General features: G+C 56.4%; 21 protein-coding genes. 11 read left to right on the top strand and 10 right to left on the bottom strand.

The features are described 5' to 3' along the window. From DK870_RS18015 to pcp, 6 genes are all read left to right on the top strand, one after another. Positions 1-1,149: thioesterase domain-containing protein (locus DK870_RS18015; RefSeq protein WP_256679878.1), on the top strand; the 1,149-nt coding region annotated here is incomplete at its 5' end. Between the two features lie 8 nt (positions 1,150-1,157). Continuing rightward, positions 1,158-2,699, top strand: a complete 1,542-nt coding sequence (locus tag DK870_RS18010; protein WP_161549305.1) for a 4-hydroxyphenylacetate 3-hydroxylase N-terminal domain-containing protein — start codon at positions 1,158-1,160, stop codon at positions 2,697-2,699. Beyond that, a complete protein-coding gene (locus tag DK870_RS18005; RefSeq protein ID WP_279613788.1) occupies positions 2,683-2,886 on the top strand; it encodes an MbtH family protein in 204 nt (67 codons plus the stop codon). The genes DK870_RS18010 and DK870_RS18005 overlap by 17 nt, the downstream gene beginning before the upstream one ends. 374 nt (positions 2,887-3,260) lie before the next feature. Then, positions 3,261-3,977: a DUF969 domain-containing protein gene (locus DK870_RS18000; RefSeq protein WP_090369815.1), complete on the top strand. Its 717-nt coding sequence runs from the start codon at positions 3,261-3,263 to the stop codon at positions 3,975-3,977. Beyond that, a complete protein-coding gene (locus DK870_RS17995) occupies positions 3,974-4,924 on the top strand; it encodes a DUF979 domain-containing protein (RefSeq protein WP_161549304.1) in 951 nt (316 codons plus the stop codon). Before DK870_RS18000 ends, DK870_RS17995 begins: the two co-directional genes overlap by 4 nt. Positions 4,925-4,931: 7 nt before the next feature. Further along, complete coding sequence (gene pcp / locus DK870_RS17990; protein WP_161549303.1) at positions 4,932-5,561, top strand: pyroglutamyl-peptidase I; 630 nt, start codon at positions 4,932-4,934, stop codon at positions 5,559-5,561. A gap of 14 nt (positions 5,562-5,575) precedes the next feature. On the opposite strand, the gene DK870_RS17985 is transcribed toward pcp, so the two are convergent. Genes DK870_RS17985 through DK870_RS17975 form a run of 3 tightly spaced genes read right to left on the bottom strand, consistent with a single transcriptional unit; the run spans position 5,576 to position 7,947 of the window. After that, on the bottom strand, positions 5,576-6,976 hold the full coding sequence (locus DK870_RS17985; protein ID WP_161549302.1) for a heavy metal sensor histidine kinase: 1,401 nt from the start codon (positions 6,974-6,976) through the stop codon (positions 5,576-5,578). Then, complete coding sequence (locus tag DK870_RS17980; protein WP_161549301.1) at positions 6,973-7,644, bottom strand: heavy metal response regulator transcription factor; 672 nt, start codon at positions 7,642-7,644, stop codon at positions 6,973-6,975. Before DK870_RS17980 ends, DK870_RS17985 begins: the two co-directional genes overlap by 4 nt. A gap of 42 nt (positions 7,645-7,686) precedes the next feature. Next, the gene (locus DK870_RS17975; RefSeq protein ID WP_104994315.1) at positions 7,687-7,947 is read right to left on the bottom strand and encodes a DUF2790 domain-containing protein; all 261 of its coding nucleotides are present in this window, start codon (positions 7,945-7,947) and stop codon (positions 7,687-7,689) included. A 279-nt stretch (positions 7,948-8,226) separates the two neighbouring features. Between DK870_RS17975 and DK870_RS17970 the strand changes: the two genes are divergently transcribed. Next, positions 8,227-8,904, top strand: a complete 678-nt coding sequence (locus tag DK870_RS17970) for an HAD family hydrolase (RefSeq protein ID WP_060755769.1) — start codon at positions 8,227-8,229, stop codon at positions 8,902-8,904. A 19-nt stretch (positions 8,905-8,923) separates the two neighbouring features. On the opposite strand, the gene DK870_RS17965 is transcribed toward DK870_RS17970, so the two are convergent. From DK870_RS17965 to csrA, 3 genes are all read right to left on the bottom strand, one after another. Then, positions 8,924-9,214, bottom strand: a complete 291-nt coding sequence (locus DK870_RS17965) for a hypothetical protein (RefSeq protein ID WP_090369826.1) — start codon at positions 9,212-9,214, stop codon at positions 8,924-8,926. Between the two features lie 91 nt (positions 9,215-9,305). Next, positions 9,306-9,569, bottom strand: a complete 264-nt coding sequence (locus DK870_RS29705) for a hypothetical protein (RefSeq protein WP_244385437.1) — start codon at positions 9,567-9,569, stop codon at positions 9,306-9,308. Between the two features lie 213 nt (positions 9,570-9,782). Continuing rightward, on the bottom strand, positions 9,783-9,977 hold the full coding sequence (gene csrA, locus DK870_RS17960) for a carbon storage regulator CsrA (RefSeq protein ID WP_060755766.1): 195 nt from the start codon (positions 9,975-9,977) through the stop codon (positions 9,783-9,785). Positions 9,978-10,239: 262 nt separating this feature from the next. Here csrA and DK870_RS17955 point away from each other — a divergent pair, with 262 nt between their 5' ends. Next, complete coding sequence (locus DK870_RS17955) at positions 10,240-10,605, top strand: SPOR domain-containing protein (protein ID WP_060755765.1); 366 nt, start codon at positions 10,240-10,242, stop codon at positions 10,603-10,605. A gap of 31 nt (positions 10,606-10,636) precedes the next feature. Here DK870_RS17955 and DK870_RS17950 read toward each other — a convergent pair whose 3' ends face one another. Together DK870_RS17950 and DK870_RS17945 are read right to left on the bottom strand one after the other, a co-directional pair. After that, positions 10,637-11,326, bottom strand: coding sequence for an endonuclease (locus tag DK870_RS17950; RefSeq protein WP_090369832.1), 690 nt, complete (start codon positions 11,324-11,326; stop codon positions 10,637-10,639). 4 nt (positions 11,327-11,330) lie between these two features. Then, a complete protein-coding gene (locus DK870_RS17945; protein ID WP_178126879.1) occupies positions 11,331-11,582 on the bottom strand; it encodes a DUF1654 domain-containing protein in 252 nt (83 codons plus the stop codon). A 385-nt stretch (positions 11,583-11,967) separates the two neighbouring features. On the opposite strand from DK870_RS17945, the gene DK870_RS17940 reads away from it, so the two are divergent. Further along, on the top strand, positions 11,968-13,329 hold the full coding sequence (locus DK870_RS17940; protein ID WP_161549299.1) for a HAMP domain-containing sensor histidine kinase: 1,362 nt from the start codon (positions 11,968-11,970) through the stop codon (positions 13,327-13,329). A 143-nt stretch (positions 13,330-13,472) separates the two neighbouring features. On the opposite strand, the gene DK870_RS17935 is transcribed toward DK870_RS17940, so the two are convergent. Next, positions 13,473-14,414, bottom strand: a complete 942-nt coding sequence (locus DK870_RS17935; RefSeq protein WP_161549298.1) for a nuclear transport factor 2 family protein — start codon at positions 14,412-14,414, stop codon at positions 13,473-13,475. A 651-nt stretch (positions 14,415-15,065) separates the two neighbouring features. Here DK870_RS17935 and DK870_RS17930 point away from each other — a divergent pair. Next, a complete protein-coding gene (locus tag DK870_RS17930) occupies positions 15,066-15,827 on the top strand; it encodes a GNAT family N-acetyltransferase (protein WP_161549297.1) in 762 nt (253 codons plus the stop codon). Positions 15,828-15,908: 81 nt separating this feature from the next. Here the strand turns inward: DK870_RS17930 and DK870_RS17925 are convergent, their stop codons facing one another. Next, positions 15,909-16,568 (bottom strand): metalloregulator ArsR/SmtB family transcription factor, encoded by a 660-nt coding sequence (locus tag DK870_RS17925; protein WP_161549296.1) that lies wholly within the window; start codon positions 16,566-16,568, stop codon positions 15,909-15,911. A 98-nt stretch (positions 16,569-16,666) separates the two neighbouring features. Between DK870_RS17925 and DK870_RS17920 the strand changes: the two genes are divergently transcribed. After that, on the top strand, positions 16,667-17,581 hold the full coding sequence (locus tag DK870_RS17920; RefSeq protein ID WP_161549295.1) for a DMT family transporter: 915 nt from the start codon (positions 16,667-16,669) through the stop codon (positions 17,579-17,581). Positions 17,582-17,583: the final 2 nt, after the last annotated feature.

Genomic DNA, 17,583 nt, shown 5'->3' with positions numbered 1-17,583 from the left:
GGATTGGCTCTGGTGCTGCCGGATTACATGGTGCCCCGTCTGTTCATGACCCTGGTCGCACTGCCACAGACGCCGAATGGCAAACTTGACCGCAAGGCATTGCCGGCTCCGCGCAGTGAGGCCGGTACGGGCCGGGCACCGGCTACGCGGAAGGAAGTACAGTTGGCGCAGCTGTTTGCCCAAGTGTTGGGGCTGGAGCAGGTAGGGGTAGACGATTCGTTCTTTGCACTGGGAGGGCATTCGTTACTGGCGGCCAGTTTGATCAAGCGCATTCGTCAGATCACTCATGTTGATTTGAGCCTGCGATGGCTATTCGATTCACCTACCGTAGCCGCACTTGCAGCCAGGCTTAACGATGGCGAGGAAGTTTCGGCATTACCCGTGTTGCTGCCTTTGCATCAGGTCGACGGTGGTCAACGATTGTTCTGCGTGCATCCGGGCTATGGTCTGAGTTGGAGCTACGCCAGTTTCATCCCCTATGTGGGCGCGAGCGCTTCGCTATACGGACTGCAATCGCCTGCGTTAAGTGCCCAGCCGTTGGCGGGCTCGATCAGCGAGCTGGCTTCACAGTATCTCCAGGCGGTCCGCCAGGTTCAGCCGACAGGACCCTATCGTCTGCTGGGATGGTCATTTGGCGGGCTGGTAGCGCACGCCATGACGCAACAACTGGAGGCGATGGGCGAGCAGGTCGATTGGCTGGTGCTGCTCGACAGCCAGTTGGCCGATTCTGAGCCACTGCCGAGCATCAGTGCGCCAGAGCATCTCGATAATCTGTTCCGAGTGCTTGGTTACCCGGCGCCCGTACCGGCACCCACACGCGAAACCGTTCGGTGGGAGGAGGTTGCTGCCTATCTGGGCTCCCACGACAGCCCGTTTGCTTTCTTGCCGATCAGCGTATTCGACACGTTGCTGGACGTGAGTTTGCATCACTACAGGCTATCCGCGGACTTTAGCCCGCCTGCTATCCAGGCTCCCCTGATCTATTTGCGTGCGGCCAATGCGACCGACCCCCATTCGATCAATGCATGGCGAGCGAGTACCCGCGGCGGTTTCCGACTGTATGACGTGCCGGCAAATCACGACGATCTGACCCAGCCGGCCGCTGTCGCGCAAATCGGTCCCATCCTTCAGTCCCTGTTAATGGAGTAGATACGAGAATGATCCACGACCCTCATCGTTTGTCACCTGCGCCCGCAGCAACGGATAGACCGTTTACAGGAGAAGGCTATCTCAGAAGTCTGCAGGATGATCGCTGTGTCTATTTGAATGGCGAGCGTGTTGTCGACGTGACGCAACACTCAGCCTTTCGTCAAGCGGCGCGCTCTGTGGCCATGTTGTACGACGCGCTACATGATCCGGTCCAACAGTCGGTCCTGACCTGCCCGACCGATACCGGCAATGGCGGCTTTACTCACCGGTCGTTTCTTCACTGTGCAGATGCCGGACAACTGATCGCGCAACAGAAGGCTATCGCGGCCTGGTCAAGGCTCAATTATGGCTGGATGGGGCGCACGCCGGACTACAAGGCGTGCTTCATGAATACCCTCGGTATCAACGCAAGCTACTACGGCTCTTTTGCCGATAATGCTCGCAACTGGTACCAGCGCACTCAGGAGCAGGCGCTGTTCATCAGCCATGCTATCGCCAATCCACCGGTTGATCGTGCGTGTCCCGAGCAGACCGGCGACGTCTACATCCACGTTGAAGAGGAGGTCGATGGCGGCCTGATTATCTCGGGGGCCAAAGTGGTGGCCACCTCGGCGGCGCTGAGCCAGTACGCCTTTGTCAGTCACCATGCCGGCATCAATAGCAAGAACGTCATGTTCCTGGTGCCGATGAATACGTCTGGGATCAAGGTGATTTGCCGCAGTTCCTACGAGTGGCAATCGGCCTCTAACTTGACGCCCTTCGATGCGCCACTGTCTTCGCGATTCGACGAAAACGACGCCATTCTGGTCTTCGACCGGGTGTTTGTGCCTTGGTCGGCGGTGCTGCACTACGGCCCTCAGGGGTTATCGGAGCGCTTTCCGACCGATTCCGGCATCTTGCAGGGGACCTGTTTCCAGGCGTGTATCCGACTCTCAGTCAAGCTCGATTTCTTTGTCGGCCTCCTCACCAAGGTCTTGCATGCCACCAGCGGCGATGCCTTCCGTGGCAACCAGGTCTTGCTGGGCGAAGTTATTGCGCTGCGTCACCTGTTCTGGTCACTGGCCAATACCATGGCCAGAGAGCCGGACCGTTGGCTTGATGGCGCGGTACTGCCCAATCTGCATGCGGCGCTGGCCTACAGAGCCATGGCGCCGGATGCCTATGGCCGAGTAAAGGAGATCATCAACAAGATAGTGGCTTCGGCGCTGATTTATCTGCCGTCGTCGGCCAAGGACTTTGCCAATCCTGAGATCGACGCTTACCTGGCCCGCTACGTGCGCGGTTCTAACGGTACCGGGCACCGTGAGCGTATCAAATTGCTGAAGTTGCTGTGGGACTGCGTCGGCACCGAGTTCGCTGGGCGGCATGAACTGTATGAGCGCAACTACGCTGGCAATCATGAGGAAATCAAACTGCATCTGCAGTTGATGGCCAAGCAGGAGGGTTCTCTGTCTGCAATGACGCAGATGGTTGAACGCTGCTTGGCGGATTACGACGAAAATGGCTGGATCAATCCTGTCTGGAGAAATAGCAATGAACCCGTTCGATAATGAAGATGGTCAGTTCCTGGTCCTGAGCAACGATGAAGGGCAGCACTCCCTGTGGCCGGCCTTTTCCCAGGTTCCGGATGGCTGGCAAGTCTTGTTCGGTGCAGCGCCACGTCAAGACTGCGTGACCTACATTGCGCAAAGCTGGACAGACATGCGACCCGCCAGTCTACGGCAGCGACAGGGGTAGGACGTTCGCCATCGGTGCTCATGGATAAGCCAGGCGGGCTGATGATGCACTGACGCTCTTAGCCGAACCCGCCCCGAGTCTGAGCCGGGGTGGGATCTCGGGTTCCCAACGGATATCCATCTCCCGTGGCCTATAAAGTTGTAAGTTCGTGTTCAACGGCCTTCGATCACCCACAAAAATTATTGGTTTGCAGCAACAATTTTTCTTGTTGGACACCCCCCGGCCCAAGCGGCAAAGATGCCGCCACTGTCGCTCGACCTTCCAGGTCAACAATAAAAAAACCTAGCCGACTGCACGCCACTTTCATGCTGTGAGCCCTTTGCCCACATCCTGCTGTAATGGCGCCGCAGCGCGCACTAAAGGACCTCTCCGCTATGCAAACAGTTGTGAACTTATGGCCGTTGATCGGCGTACTCGTCATCGTGGTCGGCTTTGTATTGCGCTTCAATCCGCTGTTGGTGGTCACCGCCGCCGCCATCGCCACCGGGCTCGCCGCCCAATTCCCGCTGGAAAAAATACTGACTTCCATGGGGGATGGCTTCCTTCAGACCCGCGCCCTGCAATTGATTCTGTTATTACCGCTGGCGGTGATCGGCTTGTTGGAGCGCCATGGCTTGCGCCTGCATGCGCAAAACTGGATCGCCCGCTTCGAACGTGCCACGGTCGGGCGTTTGCTGATCATGTATCTGTTTGTGCGTGAATCCACGGCGGCCATGGGGCTGACCAGCCTGGGTGGCCATCCGCAAATGGTACGGCCACTCTTGGCGCCGATGGCCGAAGGCGCAGCGGAAAAACGCTTTGGCAAGCTGCCGGACAAGCTGCGCCACAAGGTACTGGCCATGTGCGCCGCCACCGACAACGTCGGGTTGTTTTTTGGTGAGGACATCTTTGTCGCCTTCGGTGCGATTGCGTTGATGCACACCTTTTTGCTGGGTTCGGGAATTGATGTGGAACCGTTGCACATTGCGGTGTGGGGCATCCCGACGGCGATCTGCGCCTTCATCATTCATGCGATCCGGCTCCATCGCTTCGATCGACGACTGACCCGCGAGATGAGCCCCGCCGGCGTCCCGGTGGAGGCCGCTCAATGATCATTTCCATTCAATACCTTTACTGGCTGGCGGGTGTCCTGTTGCTGATCACCGCGGGCATGATCCTGCTCGACCGTACCCACCCCAAGCGTTGGTCCAGCGCAGTGTTCTGGTTGTTGTTTGCTGTGCCGTTTCTGGTGGGGGAGCGCCTGCCCTCGGTGGTCATCGGCGTCGGAGTGGTGGTGATGGCGTTGATCGCGGGTCTGGGCGGCGTTGGCCGTGGCCAGCACGCCGAGCTGCATGACAAGGCTTCCCGTGCCAGTGCCGGGCGCCTGGGCCACAAGCTGTTTATCCCGGCGTTGGCCATACCGCTGACCACGGTGATCGGCTCGGTGTTGCTCAAGCACACTGAAATCGGGGGCGTACCTCTGCTGGACCCGAAGAACACGACCTTTGTCTCCCTGGGCATCGGCTGCCTGATTGCGCTTGGCCTGGCCTGCTGGCTGACCCGTGATACGCCTGTACAAGCCTTGCGTGAATCGCGCCGTCTGACCGAAGCCCTGGGCTGGGCCATGGTATTGCCGCAGATGCTGGCAATGCTCGGGTTGCTGTTCAACGAGGCCGGGGTAGGCACTGCGGTCGCCCACGTCACTACTACCTATATCAACCTGGATTACAAGTGGGTGGCGGTGATGGTTTATGTGCTGGGCATGGCCTTGTTTACCGTGATCATGGGCAATGGGTTTGCCGCGTTCCCTGTCATGACCGGCGGTGTCGGCGTGCCGGTACTGGTGGGAATTTACGGCGGCAACCCGGCGGTGATGGCCGCCATCGGTATGTTTTCCGGCTACTGCGGAACGCTGATGACGCCGATGGCGGCCAACTTCAATATCGTTCCGGCGGCGTTGCTGGAGTTGCCCGATAAAAATGCGGTGATCAAGGCGCAGATACCGACTGCATTGATGATGCTTCTGGTCAATATCGTGCTGCTTTACCTGTTGATGTGAGGCCACTATGCAAATTGTGCTGCTGACGGGCTTCGAGCCTTTTGATAACGACCGGGTGAACCCCTCGTGGGAGGCCGTGCGCCAGTTGGATGGCGTGCTGTTGAGCGAGAATGTGCAGATAGTTGCGCGTTGCTTGCCCTGCGCATTCGCCACCGCTGCCGAGAGCCTGCTCCGGTGGATCCACGAATTGCACCCGGTCATGGTCATCGCCACGGGCTTGGGCCCTGGGCGTAGCGATATTTCCATCGAGCGTATTGCGATCAACGTTAACGATGCGCGCATTCCCGACAATCTTGGGGCGCAGCCGATTGATACTCCAGTGCTGGACGGCGGCCCGGCTGCGTACTTCTCGACATTGCCGATCAAGAGCATGGTCAGGGCGGTGCGCGAGGCGGGTATTGCGGCCTCGGTTTCGCAGACAGCGGGGACGTTTGTGTGCAACCAGGTGTTTTATCGGTTGCAGCATGCACTGGCGGGGTCTGCGGCGCGCAGTGGGTTTATTCATGTACCGGGCCTGCCTGAATCGGGCGAGCCGTCGATGGCGTTATCGACGGTAGTGGAGGGGCTGCGTGTTGCGGTTTCGGCAGCCTGGCAAACCCACGTCGACATCGTGCTGGGCGGTGGTCAGGTAAGCTGACGACGGGCTTTCCCTCAGACCTCACGGCCTGGGAAAAACAACTCAAAGCACGTCACGCCATCTTCACTGCTCACGCGGTATCGCCCGTTATGCAAGTGCATGATGGTTGCCACGATCGACAGCCCCAGTCCGTTGGACTGGGATGACCGTTCGCGGGATTCATCCACCCGGTAAAACCGTTCGAACAAGCGTGGCAGATGCTCGGCGGGAATGGTCTGGCCGTGGTTGCTCACCTTCAGATGGATGCCCGCGTCATCAGGGATCGCCTGGATGCTCAGTTCCGAACCCGGCGCGCCGTACTTGATGGCGTTGGCGCACAGGTTCGCCAAGGCACGCCGCAGCAGCATCGGTTCAGCCCAGATCACCCCTTCGCCCGCGGCAACAATGGGCATGTGCACATCACCGGCCAGCCCTTCGAAGTAATCCGCGATGCGTTCCACTTCATCCGCCGCGCTCAACTCCTGACGTTGGCGCAGCGCGCTGGCGGGGTCGGTGCGGGCCAGGAACAGCATGTTGTCAAGCATCCGTGCCAGGCGCTCAAGCTCTTCTACATTGGAGGCCAGCAGTTGTTGATAGCTTTCAATACTGCGGCCTTGTTGCAGGGCCACCTGGGTTTCTCCCAGCAAGTTGTTGATCGGTGTACGCAGTTCATGCGCCATATCGGTAGACACCTGGCCCAACTGCACAAAGCCTTTGGCCAGTCTTTCGAGCATGGTGTTGAAGGCATCGATCATGGGCAGCAGTTCTTTCGGCGTGCCGTGGCTATCGAGCCGTTCGGCCAGGTTGCCCACGCCGATGCCTTGAGTGTGCCTGGCCAGGCGACGTAACGGCAGCAGGCCACGGTGCACGAGCAGGTAACCCACCACCGCTAGGATGATCGCGGCGATGCTTGCCAGGATAAACACGTTCAAGCGATAGCTGGCGAGCATGCTGGTGCGTTCGGTCATCAGGCGCCCGGTGGTGACCTGCAGGCTGCCAAGGTCTCCCGAGTCGATCGACGCAGCGACGGTGGCGAAGGGCACGCCATTCACACCGGGAAGATGGTGCACGTCGGCGAAGCCCAGCTCGCGGTCTTTTGGCGCCGGGGGCACGGCTGGTATTTCAATGTTTCCCGGGTTGACCAGCAGCAAGGGCTTCTGGCCAGGTGCTGCGATGCTCAGCACCGACTCGCTGTTGCCCAGCATATTCTGGAACAGCTCCGGCTTGGTCTTGATCAGGTCCAGGGTGTTGCTGTCGTTGAGTAGTTTGCGCAGTTGGTCGGCGCGATAGATCAGCGAAGCGTCGTCACGCTTGATCAGTTCACGTTCCAGCTCGCGGTAAAGCGCCACGCCTAACGTGGCGAGCAGGGCGAAGGCGAGCAAGGCGAAGATCAGCGCCAGGCGCAGGGTCAGAGAATAATGGCGACGGTTGTTCATGGCTGGGTATCGAAGCGGTAGCCGATGCCCCGCACGCTGTGAATCAGTTTGAGGTGGAACGGATCATCGATTTTCAAGCGCAGGCGCCGCACGGCAACGTCCACCACGTTGGTGTCACTGTCGAAGTTCATGTCCCACACCCGCGAGGCAATCATCGAGCGTGATAACACCTGGTCTTGATGAGTCGCGAACAGGTGCAGCAGGGCAAACTCTTTATTGGTCAGCGTGATGCGCGTACCGGCACGGGTGACACGGCGTTTCAGGACGTCAATTTGCAGGTCGGCGATTTGCAGCTGTTCTTCTTCGCGACTGGGGCCACGGCGGGTCAGGGTGCGCAGGCGCGCCACCAGCTCGGCGAACGAGAAGGGCTTGATCAGATAGTCATCGGCGCCCAGCTCCAGGCCCTTGATGCGGTCGGCAATGTCATCGCGGGCGGTGAGAAACAGCACCGGCGTATCGGCTTCCTTGCGCAGGCGGCGCAGCACTTCCCAACCGTCCATTTTCGGCATCATCACATCCAGCACGATCACATCGAATGGCGCTTCCAGCGCTTGATGCAGTCCATCGACACCATCACGGGCGAGGCTCACCGAGTAACCCAACTCCCGCAGTCCGTTGAGCAGGTAGTTGCCGGCCTTGGGTTCGTCTTCGACTACGAGGATATTCATGGCAAGTGCCTTGGTTCGATGTGTGGCGCAAGTGTAGCCCGATCAATTCTCACTGGCACAACCGATGCCTTGCACCTGGTAGTCGAGTACGTGTTCGCGGCCCTGATGGTCCAGGTAGTTGAGACGAGCGGGGACAATGCCGCACTGCCCGTAGGTGTCGGTGCTCGATAACACTTTGTCGATGTCCAGGTGAACGAAGAAGCCGGTTTTGTCGTGGATCACGTTTGTTGCAGGGGCAGTGTCGGCGGCGAATGCCGAACCGGTGGCGAGCAAGGTGGCAAAGCCGAGGGTAAACAGTTTCATGATGGTGTCTCTTTCCAAGGGATGGCTGCCAGGTTCCGGCAGTGAGTTCACGGTAACCAGGCACCCCGAACAGCCAACCAACAGAATCATGACAAGTTTGTAATGAAGTGCCTGAGGCCCGAAGGTTTCTAGGATCAGAGAGGTGATTTTTAGGGCGCGTAACGTTTCAGGCCGGGGGATGGGCGGCCTGCCGCTTTATTCCGAGGTTGCGATGCAATGGCGTGATCCGTAGATTGCATCGGGGTCAGCCAATGTTCGCTAATAGAAGGAAAACCAGCAGTGTCCGCTCCAGGCCCCTCCTTACTGACCCAACGCTACCGTGCCTTTCTGTTCGATATGGATGGGACCCTGCTCAATTCCATTGCCGCTGCCGAACGTGTGTGGAGCCGCTGGGCGACGCGGCATGGCTTGGAGGTCGAGGCGTTCCTCGCCACGATCCATGGTGCCAGGGCCATCGATACCATCACCCGCCAGGCGTTGCCGGGCATTGATCCGGAGGTCGAAGCGCAGTGGATCACCGAGGCTGAAATCGACGATGTCCAGGGTGTTGTGGCAATTCCCGGTGCAGTCGAGTTTCTGAACAGTCTGCCAAGCGATCGATGGGCGCTGGTGACCTCGGCACCCAAGGCCTTGGCATTGCGTCGGTTGGAGGCGGCGGGCATTGCTGCGCCCGTGGTATTGGTGACGGCCGAAGATGTCGCGCGCGGCAAACCTGACCCCGCCTGTTATGTGCTCGGCGCGCAGCGCTTGGGCGTGCCGGTACAGGACTGTCTGGTTTTCGAGGATGCTGCCGTAGGGATCCGAGCGGGGGAGGCTGCGGGAGCGGATGTGATGGTGGTCACCTCAACGCACCTCACGCCCCTGGCGACAGCGCATGCTTGCATAGCAGGGTATGAGGGATTAGAAGCCCGGTGTGATGCTGACGGCTGGTTGTCTTTGAGGCCGTTGGCAAGGTGATCTGAATACACCGAGTCGGTCATCGGCCTCGGTGGTCTTCACACAGGTCGGTTGACGCTTGTAACCGGCTGCTTCTCATTCCCTGGCGGGAGAGCACCATTTCCCTGAGTATCTCGTTGGCGAGCCGGGCAATGGCTTCAGTGCCGCGATAGTGCGCGCGCACGATTCCGGTAATCGCAAAGTGGTCGGTTTCCGGGCCGCTGAGAATGGCTGACAGGGTGCCGTCAGCATGCAGCGTGCAGGTCACCGTGTAGCTGGGCAGGCGTGCCGCCAGCGCTTGTTCGATTTGAGATTTGCTGAGGGTGTCCATCGGCTTTTAGCACCTTTCACTGTCCGCGCCAGCCCAAGCATAGGTGCTACTGTGGGTCTGTAAATACCGGCAATCTGCTAGCGTGGCAACGTCAGCGTGTGGTTTTTCGATACTCACGATGGGCCGCGCGTTGGCACAACTTGCGCAAAACAGTCTTTTGGATCGGCCTGATGCAAAACACCAGCAAGTAGCCACAGAGCAGTAACGCCAGGTCCAGCGAAGAGTGAGTGCCGGGATCGCTGACGCGGTCAATTTCGAACCTCAGGCCATATCCGGCAGCAAGGAAAACCAGGCCTATCAACAGAGTGATCATCCAGGATCTGGAAATAAGCGGCGGCGTTGCTCGATGCCTCATCGACGTGCTCCTGAATGCACACAGACAGATGGCAGGGTGATTGTCAGAAGGTTCGGCTACAAATAACGCCGCAAGTTCCAGGCTTTATGACAGTTTTATCTCACCGCGAGGGAAATGCAGGAGGCGCGCTGAACGCGTAAGCATACGCGAGCAGGCTGAATGGGTTTTCGCCAGCCGTCACTGTGAACGAAAAGGCTGGCTACTCGGGGCGCTTCAAGGCGTCTGGTTTTTGTCCGGCGCGGTGAGGCCGGCCTGGATGCGCTGATAAATCTCCTCACGATGCACGGCGACGTCTTTGGGAGCGTTGATGCCGATTCGAACTTGCTGGCCGCTGACGCCCAGGATGGTGATCGTAATGTTATCACCGATGTTTATGCTTTCACCGACTTTGCGGGTGAGTATAAGCATGGACTTCTCCTTGATTACTTTTAAGGACACATGTTCCAGACAGGGTAGGTGTCAGATGTGTGTAGCTTACTGCTAAGCGCTTCCCTGTGACTGCCTCTTTTAGGACGCATAGAGGCGACATTAATTCCCATGGCGGCATCATACAGGTCTGCGGTACATCATTCGCATTGTTTAAGCCAACGTTTATGACGGCCAGAATAGACAGTGAATGGTAAAGTTGCCTCTTTATCCTCAAAGGAGCAGGGCAGTGCGTAAAGTAGCGATGGCAATTGCGGTGTTGGCATTGACCGGTTGCGGTGAAGGCAAACCTGTCGATGCCCCCAAGGCCAAGCCTGCCGTGACCGAAAGCCAGCCACAAACCGGCGCGATTGCCGCTCAGGAATGGGATGTGTGGGTAGGCCCGCCGGATCACAAACTGCAGGCGATCACCGACCTGACCGCGTGGTTGCTGGAACACGGCTTCAGTTTTTATATTGTGAAAGTGGACGGTAAGGACGAGGTGTTTCTGGGGCCGTTCGCCAGCAAAGCTGAGGCCGAAGCCAAGCAGGCACTGCTGACTGAAAAGCTGGCCCGCGCCAAGAAGAACGACACCGAGTCGCAAGTCATCGAGCACAAGGCCGCGCAATAGTAGGCGGGCTGGGCGGGAATACCGCCCACGTTCAACTGCAGGCTTTCAAGTTCACCGGGCCCACAAATTCATTGCCGCGGCCCATCACGCAGGCAACTGTCTGATTGCGCTGGCGCTCCCAGGTCTGTACCGGATAGGTCTTGTTCCAGGCTTCGTACAGCTGGCGATCCTGTTTTGACAGGCGTAACCCGTATTGTTTGCTCATATAAAAATACGTGCGTGCGATCATTCCGCGAATCGACGGTCGTGGCATGACCTTCTTGGCCTTGAAGTCCACTTGGGTCAGGCATGAGCCGTATTGCCCGCTTTGCACTGGCAGCCAGCCGAAGCTGAAGTTGTTACGGTCGCCATTCACTTCGCCGATACTCGGCACCAGGTTGTGCAGGTCCGCCTCGGCCCGCTTGAACACATCATCGTGGCGCGTGCAGTTTTTTCTCCCTCCATTTTGCCAGCATTGGCGCTGATGCCCAATTTGCCAGGCCGGTACAATGTGTTCCCACTCAATACGCGCGGCGCGGTTGGCATTTTTGCGTGGGATGTAACCACAGGCTTTCAGGTCCACCCGGTTACCGGTGTATTTGCAGCCGCAATAAAATTCGGTGGATTGCGGAGCGTAGAGCTTCCAGGCGATTTTCTTGGCTTCGCTGAAGGTGCGAGGGGCTTGGGCGTTGGCGGTGAGGGCAAAAAACAGGCAGCACACAGCGATAAAACGGACACTCATTCAATCAATCTTCCTTCGGCACAACCCAGAAAATCTGCACGCCACCGTCATCCCGATAGGCGAGGGTGACGTTATCGTTTTCGGCGATCTCTTCCAGCAGGCGCTCCCACTCATCCACAGGCTCATCCGGCAGACGGAAGATCAACGCTGCCTTGGCTTTCTGGGCGTTGGTTGAGTTGATGATCTTTTGCACGCGTAGCGCCAGGCGTTCGTAGGCGTCTGGCGGTGTGGGTGCTGTGGAAGAAGACTTTGCCACAGAGAATTCCTTGGTTGGCTGTACGCACATACAGTATTTAACTGTGGGCGTTTTCGCAACTACTTAAAATTCAAGAAGTTCGTCTGACAGCCAGTTGAGGGCTTCAGTGTGCGACAGGAGGATTTTTGCGGGGTTTTGGAGGTAGCTGAAACGGGCACCTTACTCGGGCTGGCAAAGGTGCTGATCCTGTTGGAGGTGTCATCAGGTGGCTAGGTCATGTGCAGTAACTCAAGATTACGCTGAGGGCGATAGCAGTCAATGCGACTGAATGTTCCGAAGACGTTCAGGATCTGTCCGATTTCGAGGATTAATTGTCGAGCTTCAGGTAATGCATGGAAGGGGCCGCTTTTAGAATGCCCTGCATTCCTGTCTCGAGTACGTAGCCATGTTATTGCCGAACCCCGTTAAGGGCTGGCGCTTTTCCGGCAATCGACTACTAGCGCTGTATAGTTTTCTGTTCGTGACTTGGAGCTGCATCCTCATGGGCTGGCTCTATTACGACGTGTTCAGTAGCCTCGAAAACCTTGCCAAACAGTCGTTGATGCAGCGCCAGCAGTTCTTCGAGCAACTTGAGGGCGATCAATTGATTGAGGCCCTGAGCGCCGGTATCAAGTTCGGCGCGAGTGATGCCGATACCTACGGGGTGTTCGATGAGCAGAAAAGGCCACTGAACGGCCCGCTCCAGCAGATCCCTGCGCGACTGCCCTTGGACGGTCAGATTCATGAGTTGAACAGTTGTATCGATTCTGCCTCGCCGCACAGCCGTTGCGATGCCGTTGCGATACGGACCTTGAATGGTCATTGGCTGATCCTTGCTCAATATCAGGGGGTAATATCCGGGGTTCTCAGGATCATCTTGCGAGCGTTGGCCTGGGGGCTGTGCCTGATCCTTTTGTGCGGTGCGGGTGTTTGGTACTCGCTGCGTAGTTGCCCGTTACGCCGGATTCGAACAATTCAAACTCGCGTTGAGTTGATCGCCGCCGGCTATTTGAGCTATCGCCTGCCGCTGTCAGATCGACGCGACGAGCTGGATATGCTGGCTGCCATTTCCAATACCATGCTCGACCGCATCGAACGATTCATGAACGAAATCAAGGATGTTTGCGACAACATAGCCCATGACCTGCGTATTCCACTGACGCATATCCAGGCGCAGCTTTACCGTCTGCAACAACAAGCGGCCAAGTGTCCAGGCGAAGCTGTGCAGATCGATCAAGTGATTGCTGAAACCGATGTGTTGATGGCGCGCTTTAACGGCCTGCTACGTATTTCGGAACTTAAAGATCACCAGCGTCGTGCGGGCTTTGTTGAATTCGACCCGCGACAGTTGGTGCAGGAGCTTTATGACTTCTACTTGCCGCTTGCCGAGCAGGGGCGCCTGACGTCGCAATTGCAGGTATCGGAATCGCTACCTCCCCTGATCGGTGACCGGGCGTTGTTGTTTGAAGCGTTGGCTAACCTGATGAGTAACGCGATCAAATTCACGCCCGAGGGCGGTGAGGTCGTGCTCAGAGCGGTCACTCATGCGGGCAGCACTCGCATCGAGGTGTTGGACTCCGGCCCTGGTATCCCACCGGCGGAACGGTCGGTGGTATTCCGGCGTTTTTATCGTGCCGACATCCATCGCCAACAGAGTGGTCTGGGGTTAGGGCTTTCGATAGTTGCGGCTATTGTCACTTTGCACGGATTCAAGCTGGAGGTCGGTACTTGCGAATATGGTGGTGCCCGGCTGACGCTCGATTGTTGACAAGGTGACTCTCAATCAGACTGCCGCCATTCACCATAAAGCAAGGGGCGGCCGCCGCCAGCGCTACGGCGATGGCGATGGCCAAGATTGTTTGGCCGCCAACTCGCGTATCTTTATGAGTTTTGCTATTGCGGCCAATATGCTCAAGGCTCGGCTGCTAGCGACCTAAGATCTGTAGCGTTGGATTTGCCAAGTAGCCGCCCGTCATACATGGATACCGCTCTGCTGATCTTGCCGTCCGAGTCCAGCGTGAGTTCCATAATCCCTGTTTTCACCGGAGTTAATGCAGAACCGTGCCATTCAAAGCCGCCACCCAGGTCACTGCCCACCACATGGCGCAATTTAGACCCGGTCATATAAGGCGCCGCGGAACGAACACGCTCAAAATAACGCTCAATGGCCGCTTGCCCGCGTATTTGTGTACGGACCGCCAGATCTTCGAACACCGCATCGTAAGTAAAGAGTTCAGCGGCTACCCGTGCATCACCGCTGTTCAGCGCAGATTGTAATGTGCGTGCAACTGCAGTTATTTTTTTACTGGCGTTCTGCGTTATTGCCGACTCTTTGAAGTCAGTGGGGAATTTATCGTCTGGTTTGCGAAATTCATGGTAGCGCTTGTCGTCGTAACTGCTGCTATCCCAATAGTCCGTCCACCGGATGATTTTGCCATCTTTGAAATCTACAGCGCCCACGATTCTCAACTCACCGCCAAATAACTCCGGCGTGTCCGTGAATTCTACAATCGCGCTGCCCGCGCCATTTATGGAACCACCCAGGATCCGTGTCGGGTAGGAGAGGCCTTTACCGGAGTGAGGTATAACCTTTCTTATGGCTTCCAGGCTGTTTTGGTCCCATCCCAACGTGGCATCAGTATAGGTAAGAAGGTGCGGAGAAAAATAGGTCATGGTTGCATCAATATTCTTCTGTGTCTTGACAGAAAAAAACGACCTGAAAAGCGAAGCCGTCTCCGGCTCGGCGTGGGAAATATCGGCTACATCCGGGTAGGGGGTTACGTTCTCGGCGTGGGCTACAACAGGGAGTGAGCCTACAAGAGCCGCAAAGCCTAAAGTCATGATCGATTTCATTGAAACTCCTATGAGGAAGGGAACAATATTCTGAGATCAGGCAGTCGCCGGCATGCCCGTCAGCCCTTTGCGATGTACTCGCCTGTCTTCAGTTGCGGGGGCTTGACCGCATGGCTTGATAACGTCGTGCCGGTGTTGATTCGGCTGCAATGTTGGAAAAAGAGACGCCTTAAATATAAAAGCTGTTGCTTGCAATAATATCAAAAAGCCTTAGAGGACGCGAGCGGTTTTTGAGCCCTGTCTTAAGCCCAGCGTGCAGGCATGCCCGTCGGTTACTGATGGGCGCTTCGTGCTGGGTGCTTGGCGTGCGAGCATGAAATAGAGGAGGGGGAGGATGGAAAATATTTCATGACGGCCGACGGGTGTGCTGTTCTAGAAATAATTTCACTGCCGGTCGATGAGGCTATCACCGCGTGGATGTGCAGTTATGTTATTTATAATTTTTTCACACTTCTCCAATCGATCCCTCACCTATAATCAGGCAGTTTATATAGACATTCAGGAAGCGGCCGGGCAACAGTTATCAGTGCCTTGGGTGTCGAGGATAATCCAGTCGCTACTGCTGGGCGTGCTGGGGTAAACAGTGTGTCATTTTGTTGTAGTCGCTGTTCTACGCCTCGGCAGTCATTTAATAAATATAGGGATTGTTTAGTGAAAAAGATTTCATCTTTGCATGATGAGTGCGTGCGAAAATTATTTGCTGATGATTATCCTAATTTGCCATTTGTGCATGGGGTTATCGAGGGCTTGCTGCCTGGTGAGGTCTTTGTTGATGATGCCTTTGAACCTGGCAATTGTATGGTTGTCAGCGCGGCCTCATATGCGTTTGCGGCGGGGGTATTCAGCACGCAGCAGATACAATCCTGTCTTGACCTATTAAGGGGTAAGGCTGAAATAAAGTTCGTATTGCCTGCGTTGAGTCCGCATCAGGCCAATAGATTTGGTTTGGAACCGACGCCTCGACGTCAATATGCTTATTCCACTGCAACGTCCGTTGAGGTCAATAATACGTCGGGTTATCTAGTTCGTCCGCTGGACAGTGAAGCTTTATTTAAAGACTGTATTTGGTTTGACTTCATGAGTGGTATTTTCGGCGGCACTGAGCATTTTCTCAAGCGCGGTTATGGTTGGGTTTTGTGGGACGCTGCTGCAGGCGTCATCGCCAGCGAGGCTTACGGGATTGCTTCAAAACAGTTTGTAGAGATTGGTACCGTGACGCATCCTGCTTATCGAGGTAAGGGCCTGTCGACCATGCTTTGCAGTCTTCTCATGCGTCATCTTTCTGGACTTGGGCTCCAGCCGATCTGGTCTTGCGATGAGAGTAACCCCGCGTCGTGGAGTGTCGCTGAAAAGCTAGGGATGCATAATCAGCTTTCCTACAATTTCTACAAACGCATGTTGGCTGAACCCTAATGCCCTGCCGCCTGTGATGCGGGTGTTCGGGCTGGTGCACTCGCAGGCTGGAGGGCGGGGCATTTAAGGTCTGCTGATTCATTACTCGACGATTTTACGGATACGGTAGACGCAGCGACGACCGCCACGTAGTAAATGCTCTTCGCGTGTCACCTGCCCCCATCCCTGCATCAGCATTTGAAATTGCGACAGTTCCGACGCGCAGAATCCTTGGCATTTGGTTGCGGCAGCGCAAATAGGACAATGATCCTCGATCAATAAGAAATCATCACCATCGTTTTCAACCCGTGCCATGTAGCCCTCCGCGTCACGCGCCTCGGCCAGCCGCCGGACGCGTTCGGCCAAGGAGCTTGCCGACTCCAGTTGCGCTTGATACTCGGCTAATTGCTGCGAGCCGCGTAGTTCGATGACTTGATCTATGCCCCCCTGGCCAAACAGCAGCGTCACCGATTCGATGATTTGCACGGTGAGCTGGGCGTGCGTATCGGGAAATCGAGCATGACCGGAGTCAGTCAATTGCCACAGCTGTTTGGGTCGGCCAACGCCTGAGCGTGAGACCACGCTATCGACCAGGGCTTGTTCGACCAATTTAGCCATCTGTTGACGCACCGCTTCGGACGACACTCCTAGCACCTTTGACAAGCTCGCCGTACTGCAGGCGCCGTGCGTTTTGAGGTATCTCAAGAGGTGTTCGGATGAACGTGACGTCGAATTATCAAAGTTTTTAATTGCATAAGTCATTGTGGGCTCGATAATATTGAAACCGTTAGCTTGCTTATTAAGGCAGCTCCCGCGACAGGCTTCAAGTCTGGCGCTCTTGATAACTGAAGGAAAAACGTATGGACGCTCAGAGATCGCTGAGAGATTACCTGACGCTGCTTGCCATCGGCATCGTCTGGGGTGGGCAGTTTTTATTCAATGCACAGGCTTTGCAGGCGTTTCCACCGGTTACAGTCACCGCGGCCCGGGTGCTGTTGGGGGCAATCACCCTGAGCATTTTGACGGGGTTTATCTCGGAGCCATCGACCCCACGTACCAAGCGATCATTGTCGGTCTGGAGTTTATTTCTATGCATCGCTTTGTTTGAGGCAGTACTGCCGCTGTTTCTGATTGCCTGGGGGCAACAGCACGTGGACAGCAGCGTGACGGCAGTCATCATCGGCAGTGTGCCTATCCTTACCCTGATCCTGTCGGTGTTCATGAGTAAGCGTAAGGGGTTTACTGCGTATTCTGCGCTGAGTGTGATCTTTGGTTTTACCGGTATCGTGGTGTTGGTCAACCCCAGCGCAGACGGTGCGGGTGGAAAGTTAATGTATGAAATGGCGATTTTTCTTGGCGCATTGAGTTTTGCACTCAGTCTTAACCTACTGGAGCGAATCCCGCACAGCAGTCCGATTCGATCAGTCAGAAACATCCTGTGGACGTCCTCGGTTCCGTTAGTCATCGCTGCATTGATACTGGACAAACCATGGTTGCTGAGCTGGAACCTTGAAAGCGCACTGTCGGTGCTGGTCTTAGGCACGATTGGCTCTGGATTGGCTTATCTCATGTACGCCTCGTTGACTCAGCGTTGTGGCTCTGTCTTCACCTCATTGTCCAACTTCATTGTTCCTTTGGTTGGGGTGGCCCTAGGCGTAGCTATCCGAGATGAGGCATTTGGCTCAAAAGAGGTCATTGCGCTGGGGTTGGTTATTGCTGCATTGGCCGTCAATGAGGCTAAATCGTTATTCAGAACACGTGTTGAACGTGCCTGAGA

It is taken from the genome of Pseudomonas sp. Q1, assembly GCF_009935975.1.
In the GTDB taxonomy this organism is placed as follows: Bacteria; Pseudomonadota; Gammaproteobacteria; order Pseudomonadales; family Pseudomonadaceae; genus Aquipseudomonas; species Aquipseudomonas palleroniana.
This window is presented reverse-complemented; position numbering and strand designations above follow the sequence as displayed.